Annotated in this window: 14 protein-coding genes; 5 read left to right on the top strand and 9 right to left on the bottom strand. The window is 70.4% G+C overall.

The features are described 5' to 3' along the window. Positions 1-297 precede the first annotated feature (297 nt). The 4 genes from CEK68_RS07945 to CEK68_RS07930 form a co-directional block, all read right to left on the bottom strand. Entirely contained in the window at positions 298-1,503 is a 1,206-nt protein-coding gene (locus tag CEK68_RS07945) for a lysozyme inhibitor LprI family protein (RefSeq protein WP_226977808.1), read from the bottom strand. 54 nt (positions 1,504-1,557) lie between these two features. Further along, complete coding sequence (locus CEK68_RS07940; RefSeq protein ID WP_017916194.1) at positions 1,558-3,156, bottom strand: hypothetical protein; 1,599 nt, start codon at positions 3,154-3,156, stop codon at positions 1,558-1,560. Between the two features lie 105 nt (positions 3,157-3,261). Continuing rightward, positions 3,262-3,681 (bottom strand): GNAT family N-acetyltransferase, encoded by a 420-nt coding sequence (locus CEK68_RS07935; protein ID WP_226977807.1) that lies wholly within the window; start codon positions 3,679-3,681, stop codon positions 3,262-3,264. Between the two features lie 127 nt (positions 3,682-3,808). Then, positions 3,809-4,288 carry a DUF3574 domain-containing protein gene (locus tag CEK68_RS07930; protein ID WP_010344366.1) on the bottom strand — a complete coding sequence of 160 codons (480 nt, stop codon included), beginning with the start codon at positions 4,286-4,288 and terminating at the stop codon, positions 3,809-3,811. Positions 4,289-4,531: 243 nt separating this feature from the next. Between CEK68_RS07930 and CEK68_RS07925 the strand changes: the two genes are divergently transcribed. The 5 genes from CEK68_RS07925 to CEK68_RS07905 all read left to right on the top strand — a co-directional run bounded on the left by CEK68_RS07925 (position 4,532) and on the right by CEK68_RS07905 (position 13,453). Further along, positions 4,532-6,970, top strand: coding sequence for a TonB-dependent receptor (locus CEK68_RS07925; protein ID WP_152239069.1), 2,439 nt, complete (start codon positions 4,532-4,534; stop codon positions 6,968-6,970). Between the two features lie 191 nt (positions 6,971-7,161). Further along, on the top strand, positions 7,162-7,914 hold the full coding sequence (gene otsB / locus CEK68_RS07920; RefSeq protein ID WP_152239068.1) for a trehalose-phosphatase: 753 nt from the start codon (positions 7,162-7,164) through the stop codon (positions 7,912-7,914). A 76-nt stretch (positions 7,915-7,990) separates the two neighbouring features. Beyond that, positions 7,991-9,772, top strand: a complete 1,782-nt coding sequence (locus tag CEK68_RS07915; RefSeq protein ID WP_152239067.1) for a glycoside hydrolase family 15 protein — start codon at positions 7,991-7,993, stop codon at positions 9,770-9,772. After that, positions 9,769-11,139, top strand: a complete 1,371-nt coding sequence (gene otsA / locus CEK68_RS07910; protein WP_017916188.1) for an alpha,alpha-trehalose-phosphate synthase (UDP-forming) — start codon at positions 9,769-9,771, stop codon at positions 11,137-11,139. Before CEK68_RS07915 ends, otsA begins: the two co-directional genes overlap by 4 nt. A gap of 460 nt (positions 11,140-11,599) precedes the next feature. After that, a complete protein-coding gene (locus CEK68_RS07905; RefSeq protein WP_152239066.1) occupies positions 11,600-13,453 on the top strand; it encodes a methyl-accepting chemotaxis protein in 1,854 nt (617 codons plus the stop codon). A gap of 36 nt (positions 13,454-13,489) precedes the next feature. Here the strand turns inward: CEK68_RS07905 and CEK68_RS07900 are convergent, their stop codons facing one another. From CEK68_RS07900 to rluD, 5 genes are all read right to left on the bottom strand, one after another. After that, a complete protein-coding gene (locus tag CEK68_RS07900) occupies positions 13,490-14,242 on the bottom strand; it encodes a hypothetical protein (protein WP_152239065.1) in 753 nt (250 codons plus the stop codon). Between the two features lie 249 nt (positions 14,243-14,491). Continuing rightward, positions 14,492-14,884, bottom strand: coding sequence for a thiol-disulfide oxidoreductase DCC family protein (locus CEK68_RS07895; RefSeq protein WP_017909434.1), 393 nt, complete (start codon positions 14,882-14,884; stop codon positions 14,492-14,494). 37 nt (positions 14,885-14,921) lie between these two features. Next, positions 14,922-15,464: a DUF4166 domain-containing protein gene (locus tag CEK68_RS07890; protein WP_152239064.1), complete on the bottom strand. Its 543-nt coding sequence runs from the start codon at positions 15,462-15,464 to the stop codon at positions 14,922-14,924. After that, complete coding sequence (gene pgeF, locus CEK68_RS07885) at positions 15,449-16,222, bottom strand: peptidoglycan editing factor PgeF (RefSeq protein ID WP_152239063.1); 774 nt, start codon at positions 16,220-16,222, stop codon at positions 15,449-15,451. Before pgeF ends, CEK68_RS07890 begins: the two co-directional genes overlap by 16 nt. 112 nt (positions 16,223-16,334) lie before the next feature. Continuing rightward, positions 16,335-17,342, bottom strand: a complete 1,008-nt coding sequence (gene rluD / locus CEK68_RS07880; RefSeq protein WP_152239062.1) for a 23S rRNA pseudouridine(1911/1915/1917) synthase RluD — start codon at positions 17,340-17,342, stop codon at positions 16,335-16,337. Positions 17,343-17,352 lie beyond the last annotated feature (10 nt).

Here is a 17,352-nt window from a genome sequence, read left to right as displayed (position 1 = left end):
TGTCGGCGCGGCCGCGGCGGGCGGCGGCGCGACCGCGGCAGGTGCGGGCGCAGCGGAGGGCCACAGCGCGGCGATGTTGTCGCGGAACAACCAGGCCGCGGCAGCGGCCACCAGCACGGCGACCAGGATCCACGGCCAGAACGAGTGACGCGGCTGCATGGGATGCACATCTCCATCGGACAATGGAGGTGTGACCGCCGCGATGCGCACCGGTTCCAGCGCGGGACGGCCGGCGTTCAGCCTAGAGCACGCCTTGCGCGAGGCGCCAGCGCCCCACCAGCGCCGCGTACGCGACCATTACCCCTGCGTGCCTTCGGCAAAGGCGATGCGCGCACCGACCCAGGCTGCGACCAGCGCCGCCGCGACGCGGTCGGCCTGCGCCGCCGGCATTGCCTTGTGCGCGATCATCCATTGCGCCGCGGCAGCGCGCGCCGGCTGCAAGGCCGCCAGTGCCGCCTTGCGATCGGCCTGCGGCCACACGCTCGCGTCGTGCCACGCGGCGATGGCGGCGGCCGGATCGCCGGGCGGCTCGGCGCCCTTGGGTTGTTTCAGCAATAGCAGTGGCGACACCGTGGCCTGCAGCGACAGCACCCGCCATGCGGCGAAATCCGCGTAGCGCATGGTGCCCGCGTCGTCGGAGACGCGATCCACCAGGCTGCCGAATGCCTGCTGCAAGCGCATCCATGCGGGTTGATCGAACAGGCCGGGCAACGGCCGGCAGATCGGCGCGGAAAGATCGCGGCTGGAGCCATACAGCGGGCCCATGGCGTCGTAGGCGGCCTCGCCCTGCGCGGCGAACACGAAACAATGCACGTAGGGGCGCGGATTCGGCTGCGTGGCCGCATCCGGCGTATAGCCGCTGCGTTCGATCCATAGCCGCAACAGGGTCAGGTCGCGCGCTTCCCCGGCCTGTCGGCTGCTCGGCTCGGACGTGTCGAGCAGCCCGGCGGATACCCCGTCCTGCTGCCGCAGGGCGGTGCTAGCGGACGCGAACCGGGCACGCGCTTCGGCCGCCGCCACCCCGGCCGCCGGCACGAAGCGATGGAGGTACACCAGCCAGGCCGAGGCCAGACCACCATCGTAGGCGCGCAGCTGCGCCGCCGCCGCGGCAGGCGTGGTGGGAATGCTGGCGACGATGCGGTCGAAGCGCGCCGCCTGCGGCGCGAACTCGGCGTCCAGCGCGCGTACCCGCGCCTCCATCCGCTGTTTCAGGCAGGCGCCCGGATCGGTCTCGGCCAGGCAGCTCTGGCGCTGCGCCAGCCAGTCGCGCTGCGCGTTGCGCACGCCAGGCCGCTGCGCCGCGGGGACCACGTCGCGCAGCGCCGCATAGCGCAGGGCCAGCCATTCCTCCGTGGCGTCCAACCGCTTGTCCGTGCACAACAGTCGCTCCACCGCCGTGGTTGCCTTGCTGCAATCGAACGACACCGCGCCGGCCTCGGGCATCCAGCCCAGTGCCAGCAGCAGTGCCAGCGCACGCATGCGCAGGCCAAGGCAAGCGTTCATGCCATCCTCCTCTCGTGCATCGTTGCGATCCCGGCACCGCTTGTCGCGCCGCCGTCAGTCCACCAGCACCGCGCGCGGCTTCTGCAACGACAGCAGGCCGAGCAAGGCGGCCAGCACCAGGTAGCCGCCGACGAACTGCCAGGCGATCAACTTGGGCACGCCGCTCAGCGTCCACGGCAGGTACAGGCCGCCGCGCGGGTCCACCGAATGGATCAGCCCGAACAGGGTCAACCCGGCCGCCACCAGCAGGAACACGGCGGCACGGCGCAGGCGGCCGTCCACCATCGCCGCCACTGCGGCGATCCACAGCATCGCGGTGATGATGAAGCCGTTGCCCAGGGTCAGGATCACCGCCAGCTCGGGCAGGCCGTGGCCGTCCAAGGTGGTGGTGAGTTTGGCCAGCTGCTCCGGGGCGATCCAGCCCGGCGCCTTGATCGCCAGCAGGTACGCCACCGACGGCAGGAAACCCAGCACCATCGCGCCGGCATGGCGCTTGGGCGTGGCCTGGAAGGCCTGGGTGGTGATGTCGATGGCGACGTAGACGATGATCGGCGCCAGCACCGCCATCGGCAGCCACTGCACCAGGCCGGCGACCAGCCCGAACATGCCGCCCAGGCCGATGAACAGGCCGGTGAGCAAGGTGTAGCCGCTGCGCGCGCCCATGTGCTTGTAGGCCGGCTGGCCGATGTAGGGCGTGGTCTGGGCGACGCCGCCGCAGACGCCGGCGATCAGGGTTGCGCCGGCCTCGACCAGCAGGATGTCGCGGGTGCGGTAGTCGTCGCCGGCGGCACGCGCACTCTCGCTGACGTTGATGCCGCCGACCACCATCAGCAGGCCGAACGGCAGCAACAGCGGCAGCAGCGGCACCGTGTCGGCCAGGCCGGCGACGAACCCCAGGCTCGGCCACGGCAACACCAGCTGCGGCGCGCTCCATTGCGGCGCCTGGTGGCCGGGAATGCCGATCCCCGCGGCGTTGGCCCAGTAGTACAGGCCGGTACCCAACGCCAGCGCCAGCGGCACCCCCGGCAGGCGCCACGGCAACCGCCCCTTGGCGATCAGCACGTACAGCAGCAGGCCCAATACCACCAGCCCGACCAGCGGCGTGCGCAGCGTCTCCAGTAGCGGCAGGAAGCCCATCAACACGATGGCGATGCCGGCGATGGAGCCGAGCAGCGCGGCGCGCGGCAAGGCGCGGGTGACCGCATCGCCGAAGAACGACAGCACGGTCTTCAGCGCGCCCATCACCACCAGCGACGCCATGCCCAGGTGCCAGGTGGCCAGCGCCGCGGCCTGCGGGTCCAGGCCCTGCTGCTTGTAGCGCACGAACGCCGGGCCGAGCACCAGCAGCGCCATGCCGATGCTGGTCGGCGCATCCAGGCCCAACGGCATCGCGGTGACGTCGCTGCGCCCGCTGCGCGCGGCCAGCCGCCGCGCCATCCAGGTGTAGAGCAGGTTGCCGACCAGCACGCCGAAGGCGGTGCCGGGAATCATCCGGGTGTAGATGACCTCGACGGGGAACTGGAACAGGCCGACCAGCGCCAGGGTGATGAAGCCGAGGATCGACAGGTTGTCGACCACCAGGCCGAAGAAGCCGTTGAGGTCGCCGGCGACGAACCAGCGCAGGCGCGGCGAAACGGGAGCGGGACTGGACATGCGGGCAGTGGCGGCGTTGGGGGTCGAGGGATGGTAAGGGCAAGCGGCACCGTCGGATCGGTGCACGCGCAGGATGCCGTTTTCCGGCGACGGCGCGCCGCGGCGCTACAGCGGCAGATGCAGGAACTGGTTGAACGCGCTCGGCACGTAATCGCCGAACGCCGGCCCGTTGCGGAAGCCGCGCCGGCGATACAGGGACAGCGCCGGCTCGAATGCCGCGCCGCTGCCGGTTTCCAGGCTCAGCCGCTGCAGGCCTTCGGCGCGGGCGACCGCGATCAGATGGTCGAGCAGGGCCGCCGCCGCACCCTGGCGCAGGAACGCCGGATGCGTGCGCATCGACTTCAGTTCGCCACCGCCTTCGTCCAGCGTCCGCAACGCGCCGACCGCGGCCAGCGCCTCGTCGCGCCACACGCTCCACACCCGCACGTCGGTGCGCCGCAGACCGGAAACATCCAGCGCATACACGCTTTCCGGCGGCGACTGCGCCTGCATCTGCTGCAGGTGGTACTCCAGCAGCTCACGCACCGCCGGATCGTCCAACTCCCCCGGCCGAATCACAAACGCCCCCGCCGTCACCGCAGCGGTCCGCTTTTGCGAATCCCCGCTTTCCACAGCCGAACGGCTGGTCATCCCCACTCCCGAATCCCGGCAGTCAAAACGACACATCCACCGCCTGCCGCGCCCACAGCACCGACTGGTGCCCGGTGGCCTGCTTCCACGCCAGCCGGATCGCCTCGATGTCGGCGCGGCGCTGCGGGGTGTCCTCGTGCAGGATCACCAGCACCTTGGTGTTGAGCCGGTTCGGCTCCTTGGCGCCGCGGAACAGCCACTGGCCGTAGGCATCGAACACGGTCAGGCCGTCGGGAAAGCGCGGCGTCACTTCCTTGTCCAGGAACGCGCGCCAGCGCGCCTCGCTGATCGGCTCGGCCTGCGGACGGTCGGCCGGGCCGCTCTCCTCGCCCACACCGAAGTACAGCTCGCTGCGCACCCAACCGCTGGCCTGTGCCGGCCGCGCCGCATCGCCCTGCATGGTCGCGCTGACCTTGCTCGGCGCGGTGGGCGCAGACGGAGCGACGCTGGCGCAGGCGCTCAGGGCCAGGAGGACGGCGATCAACGGGGCACGCAAGAGCATCGGCAAGGTCTCGGTCGGAAGGGGCAGGCAACACACGATCGTAGGCCAGGTACGGACCGGGCCGAATAACCGCCGGGCATGAGCTCATGCCCGAGCGCACCGAACACACGGCTCGCACATCGCCTTAACGTCGGGCTAATATATCGCTTCATCCGGATGGATGCAGCAACCTTTGCCGACCCCAGTCGCCGCCATGGCCGGCGCGGCCGGTCTCGATGGTCATCGTTTCAGGAGAGAACCCCCATGTCGTCCCCGTTCGTCAGGCCGCTGAGCCTGGCCATCGCCCTGGCCCTGGCGGCCCCCGCGTTCGCCCAGGACGCCACCCCGGCCACCACGACCAACCTCGATACGGTGATCGTCACCGGCACCCGCGCCAGCGGTCGCACCGTGCTCGAATCCACCGCCCCGGTGGACGTGCTCAGCGCCGAGGACATCCGCAAGGCCGGCGTGGTCAACGGCGAACTCGGCAGTGCGCTGCAGGCGCTGTTGCCCTCCTTCAACTTCCCGCGCCAGTCCAACTCCGGAGGCGCCGACCACGTGCGCGCCGCGCAGCTGCGTGGGCTCTCGCCCGACCAGGTGCTGGTGCTGGTCAACGGCAAGCGCCGCCACACCTCGGCGCTGGTCAACACCGACAGCAAGATCGGCAAGGGCACCACCCCGGTGGACTTCAACGCCATCCCGATCAGCGCGATCAAGCGCATCGAAGTGCTGCGCGACGGCGCCGGCGCGCAGTACGGCTCCGACGCGGTGGCCGGGGTGATCAACGTGATCCTGGACGACGACCCGGACAGCGGCGCGCTGGAAGCCAGCTACGGCGCCAACCACACCGACGTCAAGCCGATCCACCGCACCCTCACCGACGGCCAGACCGGCTATGCCAGCGGCGAGGTCGGCACACGCCTGGGCGAGGACGGCGGCTTCTTCAAGGTCGGCCTGGAACTGAAGAACCACGAGGCCACCAACCGCGCCGGCTTCGACCAGATCCCGCCGTTCGAGGAACAGACCCCGGCCAACCTGGCGCTGGCCGGCAAGCGCAACTATGAACTCGGCGACGGCGCCAGCAAGGATCTCAACGCCTGGCTCAACGGCAAGCTGCCATTCGGCCAGGGCAGCGAGGTCTATGCCTTCGGCACCTACAACCAGCGCGACACCCAGGGCGCCAACTACTTCCGCTACCCCGACGGCGCCGCCAACTGGACCCAGGTGTATCCGCAGGGCTACCGCCCGGTGTCGCTGGGCGAGAACCGCGACCTGCAGGCGGTGCTCGGCGCGCGCGGGCAATGGGGCGAATGGGCCTACGACGCCAGCCTCGACTACGGCCGCAACGACTTCACCTACCGGCTCAAGCACTCGCTCAACGCCTCGCTGGGCCCGGGCAGCCCGACCCGCTTCAAGACCGGCGACTACGCCTTCGAGCAGGGCGTGGCCAACCTCGACCTGAGCCGCAGCTTCGACGCCGCCGGCGCCACCCACACCGTGGGCACCGGCGTGGAACTGCGCCGCGAGCACTACCGCACCCGTCCGGGCGACCCGGCCAGCTACGCCGCCGGCCCCTACACCGACCGCCCCACCGGCGCCCAGGCCGGCGGCGGCCTGACCCCGCAGGATGCGGCCGACCTGTCGCGCAACGTCGCCAGCGTCTACGCCAGCGTGTCCAGCCAGTTCGGCGACAAGCTCTCCACCGACCTGGCCGCGCGCTACGAGCACTACCAGGACTTCGGCGGCGAACTGACCGGCAAGCTGGCCGCGCGCTACGAGTTCGTCCCGGCATTCGCCCTGCGCGGCGCGATCTCCAACAACTTCCGCGCGCCGTCGCTGAGCCAGATCGGCTACGAGGCCAGTTCCACCGGCTACAACGCCAACGGCCAGTTGCTGCAGGGCCGCCTGCTCTCGGTCGACAACCCGATCGCGCAGGCGCTGGGCGCGCGCACGCTGCAGCCGGAGAAGTCGCGCAACTACAGCCTGGGCTTCACCAGCCGCGTCGGCAGCCACTTCGACCTGTCGCTGGACCTGTTCCAGATCGACATCGACAAGCGCATCGCGCTGTCGGAAAGCATCGACGGCGACGCCCTGACCGACTTCGTCGCGCAGCGCTTCGGCATCACCGGCCTGCAGAGCGCCAGCTTCTTCGTCAACGCCGCCGACACCCGCACCCGCGGTGCCGAACTGGTCAGCAACTGGCGGCAGGCGCTGGGCCAGGGCCAACTGCAGCTGACCGGCACCTGGAGCTACGCCAAGACCGAACTGGAGAACGTGGTGGCCACGCCGGCGCAGTTGCTGGCGCTGAATCCGGACTACGTGCTGTTCGGCGTGGAAGAGCGCAACACCCTGACCGAAGCGACCCCGCGCACCCGCGCGCAGCTGGCGGCGAACTGGAGCGACGCGCGCTGGTCGCTGCAGACCCGCGTCACCCGCTACGGCAGCGCCACCCGCGTGTTCGACTTCGGCGGCGGCTTCGCCCCGGAGCAGACCTACAGCGCCAAGTGGCAACTCGACGCCGAGGTCGAATACCACCTCACCCCACAGTGGAGCGTGGCGGTGGGCGGACAGAACCTCACCGACGCCTACGCCGACCGCTCCAAGCCGGACATCGCCTACTTCGGCAACCTGCCCTACGACGTGCTGTCGCCGATCGGCAGCAATGGCGCTTACTACTACGGGCGGGTGCGGTACACCTTCTGACGAAGGTGTTGGGAATGGGGAGGCGGGAATCGGGAATGGGAAGGAGCGGGGAATCGGGAATCGAGAAAAGGGAATCGGAAGAGCAGGAGCCTGCCCGCACCGCTGTTGCTTTTCCCCATTCCCGATTCCCGCCTCCCCATTCCCAGCTCCAATCCACCTGACGCTAACGCCCGCTGCGCCATCATGGTCGGATGGCAGACGCGCTCCCCCTCCGACCGCCGCCACCGCGTCTGGACGATGCCTGCGCATTGTTCCTGGACGTGGACGGCACTCTCATCGCCTTTGCCGAACGCCCCGACCAGGTGCAGTTGCTGCCCGAGGTGCGTGAGGCGATCGGCCGCCTGCACCAGCGCCTCGGTGGCGCGGTGGCTCTGGTCAGCGGACGTCCGCTGACGCAACTGGACGCCTTGTTCGCGCCGCTGCGGCTGCCCGCCGCCGGCCTGCACGGCCACGAGTTGCGCAGCGACGCCGACGCGCAGGCGGCGATGCCCGCCGATACCTCCGATTTCCTCCATGCGCTGCATGCACGCGCCGCGCATCTGCGCCAGGCGCATCCGGGCATGCTGGTCGAAGACAAGGGCGCCAGCGTGGCCCTGCACTGGCGGGCGGCGCCGAGCGCGGCCGAGGCGGTCCTGGCGTTCGCCGACGAACAGATCGCCGGCCTGCCCGGCTACCGCCTGCAGCCCGGCGACCACGTGGTCGAGTTCGTGCCCGAAGGCAGCGACAAGGGCGTGGCGCTGACCACGCTGCTGCAGCAACCGCCGTTCCGCGGGCGCCGCCCGGTGTTCGTCGGCGACGATCTCACCGACGAATTCGGCTTCGCCGCGGCCAACCAGGCCGGCGGCTGGAGCGTGCTGGTCGGCACCCGCGCCGACAGCGTCGCCACCTATGCGCTGCCCGATCCACGCGGCGTACACGCCTGGCTGCGCGATAACGCCGGATGAGGCCAGCGCAACGCCTGCCCGTCCGCGCCCCGTGGCCGTTCCCCCCACTGCTTCCGCACAAGGACCCGACCGCTCCATGAGTTCCCCCAATCTCGACCTCGGCGTCATCGGCAACGGCAGCTTCGGCGCCCTGATCGACAAACGGGCCAGCGTGGTGTGGAGCTGCCTGCCGGCCTTCGACGGCGACCCGGCGTTCTGCGCCCTGCTCTCCCCGTGCGCGCATCCCGGCGGCGATTTCAGCATCGAACTGGAAGACTTCGTCGACAGCGACCAGCACTACCTGGCCAACACCGCGATCCTGCGCACCGTGTTGCGCGACGCCCACGGCGGCGCAGTGGAGGTGATCGACTTCGCGCCGCGCTGGCGCAACCACGGCCGCTTCTATCGCCCGGTCAGCATCATCCGCCAGGTGCGGCCGCTGGCCGGCAACCCGCGCATCCGCGTGCTCGCCAGGCCGCTGGCCGACTGGGGCGCGCGCCAGCCGGAGAGCACCTGGGGCAGCAACCACGTGCGCTGGCTGCTGCCGGACTTCACCCTGCGCCTGACCACCGACGTGCCGGTGCGCTTCATCCGCGACGAACTGCCGTTCGTGCTCAACCACCCGGTCAACCTGATGCTGGGCGTGGACGAATCGCTGACCCGCTCGCTGACCGGCTACATCCAGGAAGCGCAGGAACGCACCGAGGAATACTGGCGCGAATGGGTGCGCTATCTGTCGGTGCCGTTGGACTGGCAGGAGGCGGTGATCCGCAGCGCGATCACCCTGAAGCTGTGCCAGTACGAGGACAGCGGCGCGATCATCGCGGCAATGACCACCTCCATCCCGGAAGCGCCGGACACCCCGCGCAACTGGGACTACCGCTACTGCTGGCTGCGCGACGCCGCCTTCGTGGTGCGCGCGCTGAACCGGCTCGGCGCCACCCGCACCATGGAGCAGTTCCTCGGCTACATCTTCAACATCGCCACCACCGACGGCAGCCTGCAGCCGCTGTACGGCATCGGCTTCGAGGCGGCGCTGGAGGAACACGAGGTCGAGTCGCTGGCCGGCTACCGCGGCATGGGCCCGGTGCGCCGCGGCAACCTGGCCTGGATCCAGAAGCAGCACGACGTGTACGGCAGCGTGGTGCTGGCCTCCACCCAGCTGTTCTTCGACCTGCGCCTGAAGGATCCCGGCGACACCCACACGTTCCTGCGCCTGGAGCCGCTGGGCGAGCGCGCCTTCGAACTGCACGACGTGCCCGACGCCGGCCTGTGGGAGTTCCGCGGCCGCGCCGAGGTGCACACCTACACCAGCGCGATGTGCTGGGCCGCCTGCGACCGCCTGGCCAAGATCGCCGCGCGGTTGGGCCTGGAAGACCGCGTGGCGTACTGGCGCGAGCGCGCCGAGCGCATCCACGCACGCGTGCTGGCCGAGGCCTGGAGCACGGAGCTGGGCCACTTCACCGACACCTTTAACGGCCACCGGCTGGACGCCTCGCTGCTGTTGCTGGCCGACATCGGCTTCATCGCCCCGGACGATCCGCGCTTCATCGCCACGGTCGAGGCGATCGGCCGCGATCTGAAGCATGGCGATGCGCTGTACCGCTACGTGGCGCCGGACGACTTCGGCGAACCGGAGACCAGCTTCACCATCTGCACGTTCTGGTACATCGACGCCCTGGCCGCGATCGGCCGCAAGGAGGAGGCGCGCGAGCTGTTCGAGCGCATCCTCGCCCGGCGCAATCACCTGGGCCTGCTGTCGGAGGATCTGGCCTTCGACAACGGCGAAGCCTGGGGCAATTTCCCGCAGACGTATTCGCATGTCGGCCTGATCATCGCCGCCATGCGCTTGTCGCGCAGTTGGCAGGAGGCGTCATGAGCAGATTGGTGGTGGTATCCAACCGCGTGGCCTTGCCCGGCGAGAACCGCGCCGGCGGCCTCGCGGTGGGCTTGCTGGCGGCGCTGAAGGAGCGCGGCGGCGTGTGGTTCGGCTGGAGCGGCAAGACCGTGCGCGGCGACAGCGGCGCGATGCACGAACAGACCCAGGGCGATATCCGCTTCGTCACGATGGACCTGAATCGCGCCGACCTGGACGCGTACTACAACGGCTTCGCCAACCGCACATTGTGGCCGCTGCTGCACTTCCGCCTGGACCTGGTCGACTACGACCGCGCCACCCGCGAGGGCTACCGCCGGGTCAACGCCATGTTCGCCGACAAGCTCGCGCCGCTGCTGCGCGAGGACGACACGGTGTGGATCCACGACTATCACCTGATCCCGCTGGCCTCGCTGCTGCGCGAGCGCGGCATCGGCTGCCGCATCGGTTTCTTCCTGCATGTGCCGTTCCCCTCGGCCGACCTGATCCAGGCGCTGCCGGACCATGCGCGGCTGTTCTCCGGCTTCTACGCCTACGACCTGATCGGCTTCCAGACCCGCCGCGACGTCGACCGCTTCCAGGCCTACGTGCGCCTGTTCGGCGGCGGCAAGGTGATCAAGGACGGCGTGCTGGAAGCGCCGGGCGGACGCCGGTTCCGCGCGGCCATGTTCCCGATCGGCATCGACACCGAACTGATCGCGCAGCAGGCGCGCGCGGCGATGTCCAAGCCGGCGGTGCGCGACCTGCGCAGCAGCCTGCGCGATCGCCAGCTGGCGATCGGCGTGGACAGGCTGGACTACTCCAAAGGCCTGCCGGAACGCTTCCTCGGCTTCGAGCGCTACCTGGAGCGGCATGCCGACCAGCGCGGCAGCCTCACCTACCTGCAGATCGCCCCGGTCTCGCGCGGCGACGTCACCGAATACAAGCAGTTGCGCAACCAGCTCGAGCAGATCGCCGGTCACATCAACGGCGGCCACGCCGAGCCGGACTGGACGCCGCTGCGCTACGTCAACCGCAACTTCACCCACGCCACCCTGACCGGCTTCTATCGCGCCGCACAGGTCGGCCTGGTGACGCCGCTGCGCGACGGCATGAACCTGGTGGCCAAGGAGTACGTGGCCGCGCAGGATCCGGAGAATCCCGGCGTGCTGGTGCTGTCGCTGCTGGCCGGCGCCGCCGACGAACTGAAGGAAGCGCTGCTGGTCAATCCGCACGACCTGGACGGCGTCGCCGACGCCATCGCCACCGGCGCGTCGCTGCCCAAGGCCAAGCGCATCGAGCGCTGGCAGGCGATGATGGATCACCTGCGCAAGCACGACATCAACGCATGGCGCCAGCGCTATCTGCAGGCGCTGGAGAGCGTGCGCTAGCCCCGGCACGCGCGTTGCACGACGCGGCGCGCAGCGCCTGCGCACCGTGCGACCCTGCCTTGCAGGCCGTGCGCCATCCGCCATGGCGCGGCATGACGCGGTGTTCCGTGTCCCGTCGCGGCCCGACTACCTGCCTTGCCTAACATGGCCGCCACGCGCCGCGCCGGCTGATCTGCTTGCCGAGGCCACCGCAGCGCAGTCGCTGCTTCGCGATGCACGCCGCGCTTGCGGCCGCCCGCGCCGCGTCCCAGGCGCGGCCCTGAGTCGATCGCCTGCTGCGCCGCAGCAAGTCATCACGTTTTCGGCGCTCCGCCGCAGGCGTTCAGTCCATATGAAGTTTCCGACGAACGGCAGGTGAAGGCGATCAAGCCGGCGCGGTGATATGCCGATACTGGATCGACCCCCACGCGATCGCACCGCCCTCGCGGCGTTGCCCGTTGTTTCCCAGCCGGTGCAGACCATGCCCTCGCCAACTGCCGTTCTCCGCCCCACCGCCTCCTGGCTGCGCCCGCGTTCGGCGCTGCTTGCCCTGTCCCATGTCCTGGTCCTGCTGGCGCTGGCCGGCTATGCGTTGCACGTCGGCCGCACGGTGGGAGCCAACGGATCGGCATTGCCGCGGTTGCTGCCGGCGCTGCTGGTCGCCGTGGCCGCCGCCGCGGCACTGGTGTGGCTCGGCAGACGCAGCGCACCGCGCGCCCTGCAGCAGGCCACGCAGGCGCTGCAGGCGCTGGGCGAAGGCCGCTTCGAGCAGCGTGTGGAGGTGCTCGGGGACACGGCCGAGGTGGCGCTGCTGCGTGCGCTGCAGAACGCACAACAGGCGCTGGCGGCGCGCCAGGCGCAGACCGAGGCGGAACTGCGCCACGGCCGTTTCGTGATCCAGGCGCTGGACGATCTCGACACCATGGTGCGCATCGCCGACGACGATGGCCGCGTGCATTTCGCCAACCGCAAGCTGCTGCAGATGTTGAAGACCATCGAACCGGACGTGCAGCGCTTCCGCCCCGAATTCCGCGCCGAACAGTTCGTCGGCGGCAGCATCGGCGACATCTATCCGGACAGCCAGGCGGCGATCGATCGCATGCGCGCGCTGACCGGCTCCAAGCGCGTGCGCGCGCCGTTCTTCGGCCGCCAGATCGATTTCGTGTACAGCCCGATCGACGATGCCGACGGCCGCCGCCTGGGCACCATCGCGCAATGGGAAGAGGTGACCGCGCAGGTCAACGCCGAACAGGCGCTGGCCACGGTGATCGAGGCGGCCGCGCACGGCGATTTCAGCCAGCGCATCGAGACCGCGGCGATGGACGGCGTCCTCAAGTCGCTGGCCGAGGGCGTCAACCGCATTTCCGATGGGGTGGAGAGCAACCTGGCGCAACTGGCCGGAGCGCTGGCGGCGCTGGCCGAAGGCGACCTCACCCACCGCGTCGACGGCCAGGCGCAGGGCGTGTTCGCGCGCTTGCGCGAGGACACCAACCGCACTGTCGCCAAGCTCACCGAAATCATCGTCGGGATCCAGGAGTCGGCCGACACGATCCGCCGCGCCGCCTCTGAGATCGCCGCAGGCAATACCGACCTGTCCGACCGCACCGAACAGCAGGCGGCGAGCCTGGAGGAGACCGCCAGCTCGATGGAAGAGTTGACCTCGGCGGTGAAGCAGAACGCCGACAACGCGCAGCAAGCCAACGGCCTGGTGCAGAACACCGGCGAGGTCGCCCGTTCCGGCGGCCAGGTGATGGACGAGGTGGTGGCGACGATGCGCGCGATCAGCACGTCCTCGCAGCGCATCGGCGAGATCATCGGCGTGATCGACGGCATCGCCTTCCAGACCAACATCCTGGCGCTCAACGCCGCGGTGGAAGCGGCGCGCGCCGGGGAACAGGGCCGCGGGTTCGCCGTGGTCGCCTCGGAGGTGCGGTCGCTGGCGCAGCGCTCGGCCGATGCGGCCAAGGAGATCAAGGACCTGATCGAAGCGTCCACGCGCACCGTCGGCGAAGGCGCCGCGCTGGTCAACCGCGCCGGCGCCACCATGCACGAGATCGTCGGTTCGGTGCAGCGCGTGACCGGCCTGATCGGCGAGATCAGCGCCGCCAGCGGCGAGCAGTCCAGCGGCATCGAACAGGTCAACCGCACCGTGGCGCAACTGGACGAGGTGACCCAACGCAACGCGGCCCTGGTCGAGGAAGCCACCGCCGCCGCGCGCAGCATGGAGGAGCAGGCCGGCGGCCTGGCTGCGGCGGTCGCGGTGTTCCGGATCGAGACGGGACAAGGGCGGCCGGGCGGCAGCAATGTCACCCCACTGCTGCGCCGTACGTACTGAGGCGACGCACGCGACGACCGCCCGCCCCGTCCAGGATCAGGCAAAGCGCATGAATTGCTGGAGCAGGAACTGCAACTGGCTGGCGCGGGTGGGAAACTCGCTCTGAGGAAAGTACCCGGTGTCGGTATTGATCACCGTCACGACGTCATCGCCATTGGGCGCTTGCGAAACGAAGGATTGGCGGGCCTGCCCGAGCAGCATCAATTGCCCCAGCACGTGCGGGTAGTAATCGGCATAGAACCGCTCCACTGCCTCGCGCGTGGCGAAGGCATGACCGGCATGGGCCTTCCTGCTGGGGCCGGTCGCATCGACCACCTTCAACGGCTTGTACACGTTGCCGGTCTTTTGCTTGTCGCCGCCCCACACTGTTCCGGCCAAGGCGCCCTCGTTGACGAAGACGACGGCGTCGTTCAACTCCAGCGGCTGGGCGGTATTCTGCTGGATGATCTCGTCGGTGCGACGCGCGACCAGTTTCAGGCGTTCGATGCTGGCGGCGATGTCGGCCGCGCTTGCGCCGAGTTCGCGATACAGCGCCACATTCTGGATGTTCTGCGCGAAGGTGTCGTCCCGGTCCCAGTCGCCCACATAGAGCCCCACCACGCGCGTCGGCCTTTCGTAGATGGCGAAACCGGATCGGTGCAATGGACGCAAGCGGATGAACGGGCCCGTTCCGCTCATGTAGTAGGTACTGGGCAGCTGCTCGCCGACGAATCTGTAGTTCTTGATATCGATCGTGCCGAACACGCGATTGCTTGGATCGATCAGCCGCGCAGGCGTAGGACTGGGCATAGCGAAACTCCTCTCGGGCGGGTGTGGGAGCGTGGAAACGGGGGGCACCACGGTGCTATCTGCCAAGGAGGCTGACGGACGCCGCTGCCAGCGGCTTGCCAGCAGAAGCAGCAGAGGAATCTCCATCGTTGCCGGTCCGATCGCGTGGGTGGCCCGTCCGTCAAGAACGGCCACCGCAGGCACTTGTGAACCCGCGGCGATGGGCTCGCGCGAGGAAACAGCCGACCACGCGCGCCGCGCGCGTCGTGCTCACTCCAGAAAGCGCGAGCGCTGTTGCGGCTCAGGCAGGAAACACTGCGCCGTGGTACCGAACCAGCGATGGCGGTTGCGCGCCAGCACCCGGTAGCCGGCATCGCGCCAACGCCGCGGCAGCAGGCGCAGCGACGCGACGCTGCGCCACACCCCGCCAAGCCCGGCGATCACCGCGATCGCCGCGTCCGAATCGGTCAAGGCACCGTGCCGTGTCAGCAGCAGGAACGACAGCGGATCGGCCGGATCCAGGCCGTGCTCGCGCAACAGCGCGCTGCCGCGCGGCGACTGCATCGCCGCAAACCGGTAGCGGCCGCGGCGGTCATGGCGCAGCAGGAACCGCACCCAGCGGCTGCACAGCGCGCAGACCCCGTCGAACACGACGATGGCCATGTCCTCCGACGCCGCGGGCGCCGCACCCGGTGGCGGCTCAGGCCGGCGCAAGCCAGCCCTCGTAGCGGATGAACGGGCCGATCCACGGCAGGCTCACCGCAATCAAGAACGCGTAGCGGCCGTCGCGCTGGTCTTCGCGGCAGTGCACGCCGGCCAGCCAGCGCTGCGGCAGCGGCAGCACGCCGAAGGCCCAGGCGCGCGCCGCGCGCCATTCGATGCCGGCGCCGTCGATCCGCAGGGCGAATTCGAACACCACCGCACCCAGCCGCTCGCGCAGGCGGCCGCGATGCAGCCACAGCCGCGAGGGCATGGCATGCGTGCCGAAGCGGCGTTCCCAGCGCTCGCCGTGGGCATCGGCGCGAAACACCACCTCCACCGGCGTCGCCGGCCCGGTGCGCGGCAGCCGCACCAGCCACGCACACAGCGGCAACAGCGGGTGGCGGCCGCGCTGGACCATCGCCTGACCGACATAGCGCGACTGCGACGAGGGCGTATGCAGTTCGCGCAGTACCGGCGGCAATTGCGCGAACGCCGGACCCAGCACCTGCGCGAACAGCGACGGGGTCAGGGCGCGATCCACGCCAGGGTCGCCATGCGCCCGCTGCGGCGGTCGCGCCGATAGGAGTAGAAGCGCTGCGCATCGGCGATGGTGCACAGGCCGCCACCGTGGATCCGGTCCGGCGCCAGGCCGGCCGCGACCAGGCGTTGCCGCGCCAGTGCGTACAGGTCCACCCGCCAGTGGCCGGGCCGGGTGTCCACGAATGCGGCCGCGGCGGCCGGATCGTGGCGCAGGAACGCCTCGCGCACCTCGACGCCTATCTCGTAGTGCTGCGGTCCGGCCGCCGGCCCCAGCCAAGCCTGCAGTTGCGTGGGCGGCGTGCGCAGCGCGGCGACGGTGGCCTCGAGCACGCCGCCAGCCAGCCCCTGCCAGCCGGCGTGCGCGGCGCCGACCTCGCTGCCGTCGCGGGCGGCGAACACCACCGGCAGGCAGTCGGCGGTCAGGATCGCCAGCACCACGCCCGGTTCGGCGGTGACCGCGGCATCGGCGGTCGGCTCGGCATCGATGCCGGCGCCCTGCGGCGGCCCGTCGAAACGCAGCACCTGCACGCCGTGCACCTGCCGCAGCCAATGCGGCGGCGTCGGCAGCGCCAGTCGCGCGGCCAACTCGTCGCGGTTGCGCTGCACCGTGGCCGGGTCGTCGCCGTCGGCAGCACTGCGATTGCCGAGGTTGAAGCGGTCGAACGGCGGCTGCGAGGCGCCGGCGCCAGTCCGCAGGGTGGTCAGGGCGTGGACCCGCGGCGGTGCCGGCCAGTCGGCCGGCAGGGCGAAGTCGCTCATCGGCCGCGCCCTCGCCCGACATCGGCCGACATGCCACCAGCCTGGCGCCGCCGGCCGCCGCGCGAAATGCAGTCGCGCGCGAGGGCGTGGGAAACCGGGCTCCCGGCCATGCTCAGCGCCGCGCCCGCTCGGCGGCCGCCTGCGCATCCACGCGCAGGGCGGCCATCAGCTGCTGCAGGTCGGCCGGCACCGCAGCGGTGGCGCGGACCGGCTCGCCGCTCAGCGGATGCTTGAACTCCAGGGTCTCGGCGTGCAGCGCCTGGCGCTTGAAGCCACGCAGTTCGGCGATCAGCTCCTCGCTGGCGCCCTTGGGCAGCTTCAGCGGGCCGCCGTACAGCGGGTCGCCGACGATGGGGTGCTTCAGGTGCGCCATGTGCACGCGGATCTGATGGGTGCGGCCGGTCTCCAGGCGGCATTCCAGGGCGGTGTGGGCGCGGAAGCGCTCGCGCAGCCGGTAGTGGGTGACGGCGTCGCGGCCGTCCTCGCGCACCGCCATGCGCAGGCGGTCGCGCGGATGGCGATCGATCGGCGCATTGGCGGTGCCGCCGGAAACCAGGGCCCCGACCACCACCGCCAGGTACTGCCGGTGCACGTCGCGCGCGGACAACTGCGCCACCAGCGAGGTATGCGCCTGCAGGGTCCGCGCAACCACCATGGCGCCGCTGGTGTCCTTGTCCAGGCGGTGCACGATGCCGGCACGCGGCAGCGCCGACAGCCCCGGATCGCGGTACAGCAAGGCATTGACCAGGGTGCCGCTGGGATTGCCGGCGCCCGGGTGCACCACCAGCCCGGCCGGCTTGTTCAGCACGATGACCTGGTCGTCCTCGTACAGCACCTCCAGCGGGATGTCCTCGGGCAGGGCGTGGGTCTGGGTGTCCAGCACCGCGTGCAGGCTGGCAATCTCGCCGCCGCGCAGCGCATCGCGCGGCCGCGCCGGGGCGCCGTCGAGCAGGGCGTCGCCGGATTTGATCCATTCGGCCAGGCGCGAACGCGAGTATTCGGGGAACAGTTCGGCCAGCACCGCGTCGAAGCGGCGACCGGCGGCGTGATCGGGGACGCGCGCCTGGCGCGGGCCGTCGCTGACGGCGTCCTCGGGGAGATCCGGGGGGGTATGGGGCATGGCAGGGGCA

The organism is Xanthomonas sp. LMG 12461 (genome assembly GCF_009192935.1).
GTDB lineage: Bacteria > Pseudomonadota > Gammaproteobacteria > Xanthomonadales > Xanthomonadaceae > Xanthomonas_A > Xanthomonas_A sontii.
The sequence above is the reverse complement of the archived record's forward strand: the minus strand, read 5'-3'. Positions and strand labels throughout refer to the sequence as shown.